Annotated in this window: 13 protein-coding genes; 2 read left to right on the plus strand and 11 right to left on the minus strand. The window is 46.1% G+C overall.

Features of this window, described 5'->3' with window-relative positions; all coding sequences use genetic code 11:
• Together ACFQ1X_RS05265 and ACFQ1X_RS05270 are read right to left on the minus strand one after the other, a co-directional pair.
• Complete coding sequence (locus ACFQ1X_RS05265; RefSeq protein ID WP_144836913.1) at window positions 1-2,271, minus strand: DEAD/DEAH box helicase; 2,271 nt, start codon at window positions 2,269-2,271, stop codon at window positions 1-3.
• A complete protein-coding gene (locus ACFQ1X_RS05270; RefSeq protein WP_144836918.1) occupies window positions 2,268-2,633 on the minus strand; it encodes a YppE family protein in 366 nt (121 codons plus the stop codon). The genes ACFQ1X_RS05265 and ACFQ1X_RS05270 overlap by 4 nt, the downstream gene beginning before the upstream one ends.
• 190 nt (window positions 2,634-2,823) lie before the next feature.
• Here ACFQ1X_RS05270 and recU point away from each other — a divergent pair, with 190 nt between their 5' ends.
• Both recU and ACFQ1X_RS05280 read left to right on the plus strand, forming a co-directional pair.
• On the plus strand, window positions 2,824-3,435 hold the full coding sequence (recU, locus tag ACFQ1X_RS05275; RefSeq protein WP_144836921.1) for a Holliday junction resolvase RecU: 612 nt from the start codon (window positions 2,824-2,826) through the stop codon (window positions 3,433-3,435).
• Window positions 3,436-3,464: 29 nt separating this feature from the next.
• Window positions 3,465-6,164 carry a PBP1A family penicillin-binding protein gene (locus ACFQ1X_RS05280; protein WP_144836924.1) on the plus strand — a complete coding sequence of 900 codons (2,700 nt, stop codon included), beginning with the start codon at window positions 3,465-3,467 and terminating at the stop codon, window positions 6,162-6,164.
• Between the two features lie 74 nt (window positions 6,165-6,238).
• Here the strand turns inward: ACFQ1X_RS05280 and ACFQ1X_RS05285 are convergent, their stop codons facing one another.
• The 9 genes from ACFQ1X_RS05285 to panD form a co-directional block, all read right to left on the minus strand.
• Complete coding sequence (locus ACFQ1X_RS05285) at window positions 6,239-6,571, minus strand: YpoC family protein (protein WP_144836927.1); 333 nt, start codon at window positions 6,569-6,571, stop codon at window positions 6,239-6,241.
• Window positions 6,546-7,226 (minus strand): endonuclease III, encoded by a 681-nt coding sequence (gene nth, locus ACFQ1X_RS05290; protein ID WP_144836930.1) that lies wholly within the window; start codon window positions 7,224-7,226, stop codon window positions 6,546-6,548. Before nth ends, ACFQ1X_RS05285 begins: the two co-directional genes overlap by 26 nt.
• A gap of 12 nt (window positions 7,227-7,238) precedes the next feature.
• Entirely contained in the window at window positions 7,239-7,949 is a 711-nt protein-coding gene (locus ACFQ1X_RS05295) for a DnaD domain-containing protein (RefSeq protein WP_144836933.1), read from the minus strand.
• A gap of 336 nt (window positions 7,950-8,285) precedes the next feature.
• Window positions 8,286-9,581 carry an asparagine--tRNA ligase gene (gene asnS, locus ACFQ1X_RS05300; protein ID WP_144836936.1) on the minus strand — a complete coding sequence of 432 codons (1,296 nt, stop codon included), beginning with the start codon at window positions 9,579-9,581 and terminating at the stop codon, window positions 8,286-8,288.
• A 27-nt stretch (window positions 9,582-9,608) separates the two neighbouring features.
• Window positions 9,609-10,799 (minus strand): pyridoxal phosphate-dependent aminotransferase, encoded by a 1,191-nt coding sequence (locus ACFQ1X_RS05305; protein WP_144836940.1) that lies wholly within the window; start codon window positions 10,797-10,799, stop codon window positions 9,609-9,611.
• 15 nt (window positions 10,800-10,814) lie between these two features.
• A complete protein-coding gene (locus tag ACFQ1X_RS05310; protein ID WP_144836943.1) occupies window positions 10,815-11,291 on the minus strand; it encodes a cell wall elongation regulator TseB-like domain-containing protein in 477 nt (158 codons plus the stop codon).
• A gap of 14 nt (window positions 11,292-11,305) precedes the next feature.
• A complete protein-coding gene (locus ACFQ1X_RS05315; RefSeq protein ID WP_144836946.1) occupies window positions 11,306-11,476 on the minus strand; it encodes a YpmA family protein in 171 nt (56 codons plus the stop codon).
• A gap of 23 nt (window positions 11,477-11,499) precedes the next feature.
• The gene (gene dinG / locus ACFQ1X_RS05320) at window positions 11,500-14,262 is read right to left on the minus strand and encodes an ATP-dependent DNA helicase DinG (RefSeq protein WP_144836949.1); all 2,763 of its coding nucleotides are present in this window, start codon (window positions 14,260-14,262) and stop codon (window positions 11,500-11,502) included.
• Between the two features lie 153 nt (window positions 14,263-14,415).
• Window positions 14,416-14,799 carry an aspartate 1-decarboxylase gene (gene panD / locus ACFQ1X_RS05325; protein WP_144836952.1) on the minus strand — a complete coding sequence of 128 codons (384 nt, stop codon included), beginning with the start codon at window positions 14,797-14,799 and terminating at the stop codon, window positions 14,416-14,418.

A 14,799-nucleotide genomic window follows, 5' to 3' on the forward strand; every position in this document is an offset into this window, starting at 1 on the left:
TCACCTCTTTTCGCGAAGCTCATCAAGCAATCTGATAACATTTTCTTTCATATTGACCATCGCATCCTGAGCCCCTATACAAGAAGGACAGCCGTCGAGGCACGGACATTCCGCCACATGGCTTCTCGCTTTATCGAGAAGCGGCAGCCACATATCATAAATGCGTTCGCTGATGCCGATGCCTCCAGGGTATGAATCGTGGATAAAAAACGAAGGAAGATCATTATGCGGCGATTTCACTTGCGGCACCACATGGACATCGCGGCGATCACAGGAAACGAAAATCGGTATAAATGATTCGATCGCATACGCTGCACCGGTCATCATATCCGATAACTCAGAATCCGAAAAGTCGTCCGGCTTGCTGAAACTCAACCATGTAGAAGAAGTGTGAAGTTCTTCTGCCGGCAAAGAAATCGGTCCGGATCCAATATTGTCATGCGAATCAAACCTGATCTTTTTAAAAATGGTCGGCATGGCCAACACAGCGATGTCCCCGTAAAAAACTTCCGAGCCATTCATATCTTTCAATTTATCTTCGCTCATCACTTTCAATTCCACTGCCAGATTGGCATCGGTGAAATAATCCACGTCCACTTCACGGACATAAGCTTTCTTTTCTTCCCAATCCAGAATTTCGACCTGGAATTGGGTTCCCTGGTGGAGGTAGATCGCTTCTTCATGCAATAGGGTCAGTGCACTGAAACGGTCCATTTCTCCAATCACCCGTGTATCGGAAGGAACCGACTGGTCGATGATGACGACGTTTTCCTGGGATGCCGAGCGCAGGGAAATATCATGCGCCGGAAACCGGTCGCTCATCCAATGCCAGCGATCCGATGTGCGAACGAGAACCCCTTCGTCCTGCAGGTATTCAAGAAGTTCCTGCACTTCGAATTCACCATACATTTCATCTGTTGTAAAAGGCAATTCAAAAGATGCACATTTCAGATGATCCATTAAAATGATGATATTCTCAGGGTGGATTCTGGCTTCCTCGGGCGACTGGTCCAGCAAATAGGAAGGATTATTAATAATGTACTGATCAAGTGCTGTAGACTGCGCTACATAAATGACAAGAGATTCATCCTGCCGTCTTCCCGCTCGTCCCGCCTGCTGCCAGGCACTTGCGATATTACCGGGGTATCCCGTCATAATACAAGCCTGCAGTTGACCGATATCGACGCCGAGCTCCAATGCGTTCGTGGAAACGACACATTGAATCGAACCGTCACGAAGGCCTTTTTCGATGGCGCGGCGTTCAGTCGGCAAATAGCCGCCACGGTACCCTTTAATGCTTTCATCCTGCAGTTTCATTTTTGTGATTGCCTGCAGATATGTCACAAGCATCTCAACCCGAACCCGACTTTTGGCAAATACGATTGTCTGGATTCCTTGCCTGATCAACACCGAGGCGAGGTCTCGCACTTCGAGAACAGCACTTCTTCTGACGCCGAATGTCGGATGGATGATGGGCGGATTGTAAAAGACGATATGCTTTTTACCTGATGGTGCACCGTTCTGGTCAATCAGCACATGTTCTTCATTCGTCAGCGCTTCGGCCAATTCTTTGGGATTGGCGATTGTTGCCGAAGTGCAGATGAAGACCGGATTGCTGCCGTAGAATTCACAGATCCTCTTCAAGCGGCGGATCACATGGGCGACATGCGTGCCAAAAACACCTTTATACGTATGAAGCTCATCGATGACTATATACTGTAAGTTCTCGAATAACGACACCCATTTGGTATGATGCGGCAGAATGGCAGAATGGAGCATATCAGGATTGGTCATGACAATCTGTCCCGCTTTGCGCACTTTCGTTCTGATCCCGGGAGACGTGTCACCATCATACGTGTAGGAAAGAATGTCTTGTTCGGTTTTTTCGATCAGATCGTGGAGGTCGCTTTTCTGGTCCTGGGCGAGCGCCTTAGTCGGAAACAGATACAAGGCTCGTGCGCCAGGATCATTCAATATTTTATGCAGCACCGGCAGATGATAGCAATATGATTTCCCGGATGCCGTCGGTGTCACAGCGGTATAAGATTTCCCCTGTTGCGCCAAATCAAACGCCTGGCGCTGATGCGTATACAATTGTTCAATGCCTTTCTTTCTGAGAGCCTTTTTCAGGCTGTCATGCATTTCTTCCGGAAAAGGGGCGTAGCTCGCCGGCTTTTCTTCTTTTGTATGCCAATGGACAATCCGTTCCATCATATCAGGCTCTGTTTTCCACTCTTCCATCAATTGCGGCAGTGTTTTCTTTCGAATCATTTTTTTTCGCTCTTTTCGTCTATGGCCAGCATAAATGTCTGCAGCGTATACTGAGCCCCTTGAATTGTCTGGATAAAACGCTTCTTGCTGGTTTCTTTATAAAAACTTTGCACAAAAAATTGTGCCATCCCTTCGGCAGCCGTATCGATCTGCGGCTTATGGACATATTTCGGGCGTTCCTGCTGAATATAAAGAAGTGAGTCCTGTTGCCATTGATTTATTTTTCCATGCCAGTAGTCGGCGTAAGGTTTAACGTCATCATAGAAATCAGGAACAGCGTCCCGTTCACGCATATCAAAAAAGCGTTCCTGGCATTTTCCACATTCGTCATATAATAAGGAAGAAAGTTCGCGAATATTCATTTTTCATCATCCCTCCAATGCCCTAAGTTTATCATATCCCCTTATATGAAACGACTATAAACGAACAGGCATTCTTTTCAATTGGCATTTTAAATCCTTTCAGCTATCATGAATCTAGCGAATTGGAACTTTGGAGCCCATTTATCGTCTAAATCTGTGTGATATGATAAAGTAAGCGAGGTGTATCACGATGACCATTAATTATCCAAACGGCAAAAAATTCACTCCAAATACGACTCTGCCAACGGACGAAAAAAAGAAAAGGAAAAAAAAAGATTTTTCTTTCAGCAATCGGGGTAAAACATTAGAGGATGAACTGAATGAAACAAATGATTATTACCTTCAGCTCGGACATGCAGTTATCCATAAAAAACCGGTCCCTGTACAGATTGTGAGAGTCGAGTATCCTTCCAGAAGCGCCGCTGTTATCCGGGAAGCCTATTTCCGTTCCCCGTCGACGACCGATTATAACGGCGTTTGGAACGGCAAATACGTTGATTTCGAGGCAAAGGAAACAGAAAATAAAACATCGTTTCCGCTGAAAAACATTCACGAGCACCAGATCCACCACATGGCTCAAGTACTGCAGCATGATGGATTGGCTTTCCTCATCATTCGTTTTTCTTCCCTGGACCGTTATTTTATCATTCCATTTGATGCATTTGAAGTTTTCTGGAAGCGGATGATGGACGGCGGCAGGAAATCTGTCACATTGACTGAAATCGAGGAAGCCGGTATCGAACTGAAGCCCGGTGCATTTCCACGCATCGATTATTTGCCCCAATTGAATAAGTTTCATTAGAAAGCACCAACGAAAGTGAGGAACATTTTGTGAGCGAAAAACAAATGTCGCGCGAACAGCGCAGAAAAGCAATGGAACAGCAAAAGAAAAAGGGCAAGAACAAAAAAACATCCGCAGGCGGCTGGATCAAACGAATTATTATGACGATTCTTATTATCGGTGTTATCGGTTTAGTTTTCGGTATCGGTCTCTTCACATATTATGCCAGCAGCGCCCCGGAACTGGATGAAGAACTGTTGCGCGACCCGATCAGCCCGACTTTTCTGGCTGCTGACGGGGAAACGGAAATACCTTATATGACCACCGAAGATCGTGAATACGTCAATTATGAGGACATTCCAAAACTGATGGAAAACGCAATCCTCGCAACGGAAGATAATCGTTTCTACGATCATCCTGGGATTGATGTCATCCGGCTTGGTGGTGCAGTAATTGCAAACGTCACCGGGGGATTCGGTTCCCAGGGAGCGAGTACGATTACGCAACAGGTCATCAAAAATTCGTTTCTGAAAAACGATAAAACCCTGGAACGAAAAGCGCAGGAAGCGTACCTTGCCTATCAATTGGAGCAAGAATATAAAAAAGAGGAAATTTTTGAAATGTACTTCAATAAGATCCTGATGTCAGGTAACACTTACGGTTTTGGGACTGCCTCTGAAAATTTCTTCGGCAAACCGGTTGCGGAACTCGAGTTGCACGAAGCAGCGTTGCTTGCAGGGATGCCGCAAAGTCCCAACGGCTATAACCCATTCAATAATCCTGACCGGGCTCAGGATAGACGCAACGTCGTGCTCAGCCTGATGGAGCAGCACGGCAAGATTACAACGGATGAAAAAGAAGCGGCGCAGGCTGTGCCGATTGGTGATTCTTTATTACCTGAAGAACAACGCCCTGCCCCACCAAGCGGCGAATACACCGCATTCATGGAAATGGTGGAAAGTGAAATTGAAGCATTGGATCAAGACTTTGCCCTCGACGAAGGGTTAACGATCTATACGACTCTCGAGCCTGACGTCCAAAAAGCAGTTAATGAAACAATGGCTTCCGATATTTTCTTCAATGAAGAAGTGCAGTCAGGACTGACAGTTGTTGATACAGAAACCGGAGCGATTCGGGCTATCGGAGCAGCACGTGAATACAGTGGCGATGTCCGCCGCAATTATGCCACGTCGCGCGACCGCCAAATTGGATCAACTATTAAGCCATTGATCGATTATGGCCCTGCCATTGAATACCTGGACTGGTCCACCGGCAAAACTTTGGTCGATGAACCTTATTCATATGAAGACAACGACCAGGAAGTCCGTAATTTTGACGGTAATTTCCTTGGAGAAATGACCATGCGTGAAGCTTTATACCGCTCTCGTAATATTCCGGCAGTCAAAACTTTAAATGAAGTCGGAACAGAAAACGCTAAAGAATTCACTCAGAAACTCGGATTGGATTTCGGCGCCATTTATGAGTCTGCTGCAATAGGCTCGCCTCAAAACAACATCAACACAGTTGAATTGGCCGGGGCTTTCGCAGCTTTCGGCAATGATGGAATTTACACCAAACCCCATACGGTAACGAAAATTGTTTTCCGTGACGGTTCAACAGAACAGATTGTAGCGCCTGAATCGGTGCCAGCGATGAAAGACAGCACGGCATATATGGTGACAGACATGCTTAGGGACTCGTTGAATCCTAATATTCACGGTGCATCCGGTACGGCCGCTGCTGTCAGCGGTGTTGATATTGCCGGTAAGACCGGTACAACGAATTTCACAGCTGAGAATTTCGAGAAATATGGCCACGACAGCAGTTCTGCTCCAGATATCTGGTTTGCCGGGTACTCACCTGAATACACAATTTCAGTCTGGAGCGGCTACCCTTCCATGGAAGGGGCCATGGATACAGCTTCGAACGAACGATTATTATCACAACAACTATTCAAAGACGTGATGTCAAAAATCTCTTCACCGGATGCCGGACGATTCCAGCAGCCTGAGTCCGTTGTAGAAGCGACAATTGAAGTCGGCACAGAACCCCTTCAATTGGCAAGTGACTATACACCTTCCGCTCAGAAGAGCACAGAATTATTCGTGCGCGGTACGGTCCCTTCAGAAGTATCTGAGGAATTTGTGCAGGAAGATCTGGATGTTCCTGGTGGTTTAAGTGCTTCAGTTGACGGTTCGAACGTTCAGCTTTCATGGAATTACGGTGATATAGAAGATGTGGAATTTGAAGTGGCAGTCGAAGTGGATGGTAATCGCTCAGTATTAACTACCACTGCAGACAGGTCCTATACGTTCGATGACCTTGAGGAAGGCCGCGTCTATACATTCAGTGTAACAGCCGTCAGAGACGATCAGCGAAGCAATCCCGCTTCCACAATCGTTGAGGTACGGCCTCCTGAAGAACCGGAGGAAGAAGAGCCGGAAGAAGAAGAGCCTGCTGAAGAGGAATCGCCTGAAGAAGAGGCTCCTCCAGAGGACGAAGCCCCACCGGAAGATGAAAATGAAAATGAAGGTGAAGGCAACGGGAATGGCAACGGCGAAGAAAATCCGCCGGAAGATGGCGGAGAAGAAGATGGAGAAGGCGAAACCCCTCCAGAAGACGGTGGTGATGGAGAAGATTCCGATGGCGAAGCCAACGGAGCTTCTGTCTCCCCGGATAATGAAAGTGAAAACAATGGGAATGGAGATAATGCCAATAACCCTGACAATGAAGAAAATGACAATGATTAATTTTCTTCTTTAGTATTCTGATAGCAAAAATCCCCTTAAGCGATGATGGCTTAAGGGGATTTTTTTGAATTGCTCTATTCAAGTTTACGAAGAATTGCCCGTTTCGAGGCTATCTTCTTATCCAGTTCCTTGAAAAGTTCACTCAACTGGCGGAAAGCTGCATAAGTTGATCGATTCGCTTCGATAAACTCCAAGCGCTCGGCATGATTAAGGGGTACAACACTTTCATCTTTGGTGCTGCATTGATTCAGTAAGGCCTTATATAAATTAATTCCTTTGTTCATGGAGGCTTCAGCATACAGTTTTCTTGCACTGAAGATCTCACGGATTTCAGCTTCCAATACGTTCCAGTCACTGTAATAAGGTTCGATCTTTTCCTTTTCAATTGACTTCAGTAACTTGTTCACGCTTGACCAGCCCTTTTTTCTCGCGTTTCTTTCCTTCCCTGCACCTGTCGAGTAACGGACAGATATGGCAGCCGGGATTTTGAGACTTGCAATGATAACGTCCAAAGAAAATGATCTGATGATGCGTTTTCGACCAATCTACTGCCGGAGTCTTTTTCATAATGGTCTCTTCCACTTGCAGTGGGTTGTCTTTCCAGCGGTTTAACCCCAACCGTTTTGCAACCCGCTCGACATGGGTATCGACAGCCAGCGCAGGAATTCCGAATGCCACTGAAACCACCACATTCGCCGTCTTACGTCCCACGCCGGGCAAAGTCATAAGCAAATCGCGATCTGCTGGAACTTTACTGTTAAAATCTGTAACCAGGATATGGCTGAGCGCCTGGATATTCTTCGCTTTATTCCGGAACAAACCAATTGAACGGATATCGGTCTGTAATTCTTCGAGCGGCACAGCAATATAATCTTCCGGAGTATGATATTTCTTGAAAAGATCTGCCGTCACCTTATTGACAAGTTTGTCTGTGCATTGCGCAGACAGCAAAGTGGCAATCAATAAATCAAACGGATTTCGGTGAACAAGTTCACAATGCGCATCCGGAAACATATGATCCATTTCCTCGAGGCACAACAGCCATTCTTTTTTTGACATCATTCATATCACCTGCTAATTCCGGTCTTCCAACCAATTGTAGAATTTAACTTTTTTTGCAGTGTTATCTGTTGAGGGCTGAATCTGGATATTTTTTTCTCTGAAGGTTGCTGCGTGTTTCGTGACTTCCGAAGAAGTTTTGATATTTTTTTTCTTCCATTCAAATAGGATGCGATCCACATAACGCAAGCTCATCTTTTGGGAAATCACGGCTTCTTTCAAAGCCATTTTGATGACAGCCGGAGTGTGGCCGTCCTGATCCATCCACATCGATATTGTTTCGATTTCCATCGGAGAAAGAAAACGGCCAAATTCCTGTTCAAACAGTTGGAAGACATGCCCTTCCATCTCTTTCTGTGAATGGTCTTGTTCAACTGTCTCTTCTTCATCCTGCTGAACACAACCGATCAGGCGGTCCCATAAAGGCTGAAGTGAGATGCTTTCTGATGGAATTTCATCAACAGTTTCCTGTTTGATGGCAATAAATCCTTGCTGCATCAACTTTTGCAACATTGTCGTAACGCTTTTTTGGGAGCACATCATGCGAGCTCCGATTTCATCTGGAGTCGGGAAATCATTCCCTGCCTGTTGTAATGCATGAACATGCATCAGCAACATTGCCTCTTCATCCGAAATCTTCAATTCCTTATAAAATTGAAAAAAAAGCTGGGAAATGGCAACATTCCCCTGCTCGATCCATATCTGAAGTCGATCTGGCTGTTTCATATCCCAACCACCTTTCTATTCGTTATTTCTATATATATTAATTTTGATAAAAGATATTCCGCAAAACAGCTTCGCTTGCCTGGGGGCTTGCGCTGAGCTAACTCGGGCTCGTTGCACTTCGCCAGAGTGGATCTCAGCACTTCGCTTGGCCCCCTGGGCGTCTGCGCTGTTTTGCTCCATATCTAAGTTATTTCTTACATTAGATGAAAGAGTGAAAGGCGGCGACTCCTGCGGTAATAGCGTGAGTCCTGAGACCCCACAGTGAGCGAAGCGAGCGAGGAGGCTCAGGCCACGCCCGCGGAAAGCGTCCGCCTGTAGCGATTTCATCCGCTGCTATTACGGATACAAACGGTTTAAAAGACGTGGGAACGGGATGGATTCGCGGACGTGTTCTGCTCCAGAAATCCATGCTACCGTGCGTTCCAGGCCAAGACCGAAACCGGAATGCGGCACTGCGCCGTATTTGCTCAGTTCAAGGTACCACGCGTACGCAGCTTCGTCGAGCCCGTGTTCGTTGATGCGCTGTTTCATCAGCTCGTAATCATAGATCCGTTCAGATCCGCCGATGATTTCACCATAGCCTTCTGGCGCGATCAAATCGGCACACAGGACAACATCATCGCGTTCCGGGTGCGGCTGCATATAGAATGGCTTGATGCCAATCGGGTAATTGATGATGAATACAGGCATATCGTAATGTTCTGCGATGGCTGTTTCATGCGGTGCCCCGAAATCTTCGCCCCATTCGATGTCGTTAAAGCCGTTGTCATTCAGCCATGTGATGGCCTCATCATATGTGATTCGCGGGAATGGCGCTTTAATTTTCTCGAGTTTCGAAGTATCTCTCTCAAGACGTCCCAATTCCAACTGGCAGTTTTTCAAAACGGATTGAACAATGTGTGAAACGAATTGTTCCTGCACTTCGAGGCTCTCAGAGTGTTCAACAAAAGCCATTTCCGGCTCGATCATCCAAAATTCAATAAGATGGCGCCGCGTTTTTGATTTTTCCGCGCGGAATGTTGGTCCGAATGAGAATACTTTCCCCAGAGCCATTGCGGCAGCTTCCATATACAGCTGGCCTGATTGGGACAGGAATGCATCTTCTTCAAAATATTTTGTTGCAAAAAGTTCCGAAGTTCCTTCCGGTGCAGAACCGGTCAAAATCGGCGGATCGACTTTGACAAATCCGTTTTCATTGAAAAATTCATAAGTGGAACGAATGATTTCGTTACGGATTTTCATAATGGCGTGCTGTTTGCGCGAGCGCAACCACAGGTGGCGGTTATCCATCAGGAATTCCGTACCATGTTCTTTAGGTGTAATCGGGAAATCTTTTGCTTCGTGAAGCACTTCGATTCCTGTGACCTGTAATTCGTATCCGAAAGCAGAGCGGTCGTCTTCTTTTACTTCACCTGTTACATACAGAGAAGTTTCCTGTGTCAATGCTTTGGCTGCAGCGAAAATCTCATCGCCCACTTCCGCTTTGACTACAACTCCCTGTACAAATCCTGAGCCATCGCGCAATTGAAGAAATGCGATTTTCCCGCTTGAACGCTTATTGGCGATCCAAGCGCCTAACTTAACCGTCTGTCCTGTATATTTAGCCATTTCGGCAATTGTAATTTTTTTCATACTAGCCTCCAAAATTATGTTTTCAGATTAATCCTGCCATCTCGCTGAAACGAATTTACCGATCCGCTCCACCGCTTCGTTCAATGCTTCCAGCGATGTCGCGTAAGAAAGGCGAATCGTCGACGGTGCACCGAAACCTGACCCCGGAATCACTGCCACATTGGCTTCCGTCAGTAGAGCTTCCACAAATTCATCAACTGAAGAAAAACCGGTTTTTTCAGCCGCTTCCGATACATCCGGCAATAAGTAAAAGGCCCCTTGCGGACGAATGACATTAAAGCCGGGTATGGCTTCGACTTTCGGGAAAATCGTCTCCAGCCTGCTTTCGAATGCTTTCCGCATTTCTTCAACAGCATCCTGTGGTCCATTATACGCTTCGATTGCCGCGTATTGGGAAGTAGTTGTCGGATTCGAAGTGGAATGGCTCGCGAGGTTTGTCATCGCTCCAATCAATTCGGCGTCTCCAGCCGCATAGCCGATGCGCCATCCGGTCATCGAATGGGATTTCGACACGCCGTTGACGATGATTGTACGATTTTTGGCATCTTCTGACAGAGTTGCAATTGAAATATGTTGCGTTCCGCCGTAAATCAATTTTTCGTAGATTTCATCGGAAACGATCAAAATATCCTTTTCGCGGCAAACTTCCGCAAGTTCCTGCAATTCCTCTTTCGAATAAATCATGCCGGTCGGATTGCTCGGTGTATTGATCATGACTGCTTTCGTGCGGTCAGTGATTGCTTCCCGCAATTGCCGGGCTGAGATTTTATAGTTTTGGCTGGCTGTCGCCTCTATGTATACCGGCACTCCCTCGGCCAATTTCACCTGTTCCGGGTAGCTCACCCAATAAGGAATCGGAATAATGACTTCGTCGCCTTTATCAAGCAACACCTGGAATAAGGTATACAGCACATGTTTTGCACCGACACCGACCATTACCTCATTCGGTGCATAAGATAATTTCTGGTCGTGCTGCAATTTTTCAATGATGGCTTCCTTCAAAGCCGGAAGTCCTCCTGCTGGCGTATATTTCGTTTTGCCCTCCAACATCGATTTGTAAGCCGCCTGCAGGATATTGTCGGGTGTGTTGTAATCCGGTTCACCCGCTCCAAGTCCTATGAGGTCAACTCCCTGCGCTTTCAACTCATTGGCCTTCGCTGTAATCGCCAGTGTTGTTGAAGGAGTCAATGTTTGTACACGATGTGCTAAGTTAATCAAAAATCATCAGTCCTTTCACAAATTTAAGATCCTTTTCCAGATGGAGCCATCTGTTGCAGAAACATACACGTAATTCAATTTGTCATTTTCTGTAAAAAAAACAACTTCCCAGACGACCACCTCATCCTCCATGCCCAGCTTCGTATGGAGAATTTCTTTGACGTCCATATCGTTTAATGCGATATCACGGGCTTCCTGGGCATTTATCTTCCCTTCCAGCGCCGTTTCAGATATCTCCTGTCCGGTCATCGGTACAAAAACAGCTTTTAATTTGCCTTCCCCATCTGTACCGATAACCGTAACTGAGGTCTGATCATTGGAATAAACATACGACCTGTTGACTTCAGCAAGTAAATTTTCATTTTTCACCTGTGCTATCGCACTCTTTTCCACATCCAAAAAAGATTTGTTACCAAGAATCAGGATTAAGATAGTCAGCACTACTGCCAGGAACGATAAAAATCCTCCTATAAATAAAATCCATTGTTTCATTTCATCACCTGAACTTATGTTTTATAAATCGTGAAGACCGCTTTCTCCGGATCTTCTTTATCGAGTGCAAGGCCGAACATCAAATTATCATGTTTCAATGTGCGGTTCAATGCATCAACAACCTTATATAAATCTGGCTGATAAGCGATGTTGACTGTGGATAGTACTTCAATTTTTGATTCCATCCGAACGACCTTCCTTTCATTTTTCACTGCTTATTATACCAATGTTCAATATCCGTTACCATCTTTTCCAAAGACACTTTTGAGACGCCCACTTCCGGCAGGGCATCCAGGAATTCCTGGCCATAGGATTTCGTTTCGATCCGGCGGTCCAGCACAATGAAAAGCCCCTGATCATTTTTTGAACGAATAAGCCTTCCGAAACCTTGTCTAAATCGAAGCACTGCTTCAGGCAATGCGTAGTGAAGAAACGGGTTGATGCCTTCTTTTGCAATCAGCTCTGACTTCGCTTTGAACACCGGCTCATCGGGCGAAGTGAACGGAAGGCGGACCACAACCACGGCACGCAGCGCGTCTCCTGGCACATCCACACCTTCCCAGAAACTATTCGTGCCGAACAGCACGGATCTTTGGAAACGCTGAAATGATTTGAGCAGGCGCATGCGGCTGCCCGATGAAATTCCTTGCGCAAACAACATGTAATCATCAAGGAGTTGCGTATCTTGTATCAGGTCGACTGTTTTCCGGAGCATATCCTGCGAGGTGAACAGCACAAAGCAGCGGCCCTCAGTCACCAGCACCGTCCGGATAACGGCATCCGCTACGGCTTCAATATAATCAGTCTGCGACACCTGCTGAATATCCGGCATGTCTTCGATGACGAAAACCCTTGCACCCTGGTAGAAGTCTTTCGGTGGTTCGTATTTTGTGATTTCAACGGACGCAGGCACACCTAACTGGCTGACGATAAAGCGTTCATTTGACGGCACCGTCATTGTGCCGGACAGCCAGATGATCGCTTTTTTCCCCCGAATCGGCGCAGTGACCTGCTCGATGATGGAAGTCACGGCAAATGGGCGTTTGTACAGGGACAGGCTATTCGGCAGGCTGCGAAGATCTCCTTCAATCCAACTCACTTCATCTGCAATCGGAAAAACAAATATTTCACTGAATTCGACAGCTTTCACCATCAATTCCTCTGTCCAATACCGCCAGTCCGCTATTACCAATCGGTCTTCAATGGTTTTTTCAGCAATACTTTCAGCCCGCTGTAAAATGGTCTGTGATAAATCAATCCACTCATTCAGCAAGCGCAGTAACTTTGAAAAGTCATTGTTATGGAATGGTATCTCACTCAACAGGATGGCATTTTTCTTATGTCGGCGGTTTTTGAATTTCTCACCAAACTCCGCAGACAACATCAGGCAAATCCGGTCAAAGTATTTCGTAAAGCCTATGAACAGCGCATTCAGTTTTGCCAATTCTGTACGTGTGGCAAAGCCGGAAGTCTCGGCTGCCGCTCTCAGCTTGGAATACAATTGCCGTTCTTCAGTAGTGCCGATCTGTCCAAAAATATATTTCCATTGGGTATATACAAAGGTTTTTTCATATTGCGAAACAGCCGCTTGCACAGCCTGATGCGCTTCATCCCAGATAATTGCATCGACGTTTTCCAACAACGGATTGGATGAGTGTGGCTGATTCAGCAGAAACGCATGGTTGGTGACAATAATATCAGCGCTTTTCGCCTGTTCCAGCGCATATTCATAAAAATCATAGATTTTCTCTTCACGGCCCGGTCTTCTGGTATGCGAACGCCGGATTTTATCCAATAATAATTGCCCGCCGCTCGATACATTCAATTCATTCAAATCACCAGTCGTCGTCCTGGTCAGCCAGATCAGAATTTGCATGATCGTAAATGTTTCATCATAGGACTCATCTTCGCCGAATAAGATTTCAGAAAACCGGCTTAAATCGAGATAATGGCCAAGTCCCTTGATCAATGAAATCCTGACCCTTTCGCCGATGAATTTCTCCACTAATTTCGTTTCATTCCATGTTAATTGGTCCTGAAGATGCGTGGTATAGGTACTGACAAGTACCTGTTTACCGGTTGCCAAAGCATGATTGGCGGCTGGCAGCAGATATCCGATGGTTTTCCCCATTCCGGTGGAAGCTTCAATGACCATTTCATCCGCATTGCCCAGGGCATTCTGTATGGCTGACATCATCTCGAACTGACTGTCACGCCGTTCAAAATTCGGGAATATAGCTTCCAGCCTGTCATGCCAATCCGTTTTCGGCTTATATTCAACGCGGTTAACAGAGTCCACTGGTTTCCTGGTTTTCAACGGCACTCCTCTGAATTGATCAAGTCCACTGGCATGCGAACCCCTTTTTTGGGCTGTTGCTTCATATAATAACCGAGAAAGGTCCGATTTCAGTAAAAACGATCGTTTATGCAATAAAGCCAATGTTTCGTAGGGAAGACTTTTCAGATCTTCTTTGGAGCGCAGGAAAAGCTCCGCAGTGGCATATGCATCATCGTCTGCACGATGCGCATTGCCCAGCGGTATCCCAAGATCTGCAGTAATATCCTGCAATTTATAGCTGATGGCGGTCGGGTACAGCAAACGGGACAATTCCACTGTATCCATCGTAAGCCCCTGCCATTTCGGCTGTCCGCTGCGCTGCAATTCCTTCTGTAAAAATGGCAGATCGAAATTTGTATTATGGGCAACGAAAATAGCATCCTGCAATTTTTCGGAAACCGTTTCTGCATAAAACTCGAACGGTTCAGCATTTGCCACATCTTCGTCAGAGATTCCTGTAAGATCCTGGATGAACATGGGAATTTTTCGTCCCGGGTTCACAAATTCCACGTATGTATCAATAATTTCGCCATTTTCAATCGTCACTATTGCCAATTGGATAATCCGATCACCTTTTGCAGGGGCATGGCCTGTCGTCTCAATATCGACGACAACATATTTATCTTTGTTCATGACAATCCCTCTTTCTCAGGTGATTCCCTCTTGCAAAATTGTAACATATCCAGCCCTCTTACGCTTTTTTGTTCTGCTTGAATAGAGACTATTTAATGACTAATCGACCATAAGAAAAGCCTCCCTGGGTGGTACACCCAGGAAGGCTAAGTTTCACATTATAGTGGCTTCAGGTTCGTAGCGGATGATTTCCCGGATCCCATTGGCTTCATCCATGATTGCAACGGTCGGTTGATGGTCCCGTGCATTGTCGTCCATAATATAGGCGTAAGACAGGATAATGACGATATCGCCTTTTTGGACGAGACGGGCTGCCGCTCCGTTGACGCAGATAACGCCGCTGCCCCTCTTGCCGGCAATGATATATGTTTCAAAGCGTGCACCGTTATTATTGTTGACGATGTGAACTTTTTCATTTGGAAGCATGCCGACGGCGTCGAGCAGATCCTGGTCGATGGTGATGCTGCCGACATAATTCAGATCGGCTTCGGTTACAGTAGCGCGGTGGATTTTAGAGTTGAGCATCATTCGAAGCAT

This window comes from Metaplanococcus flavidus (genome assembly GCF_042675885.1).
GTDB lineage: Bacteria > Bacillota > Bacilli > Bacillales_A > Planococcaceae > Planococcus > Planococcus flavidus.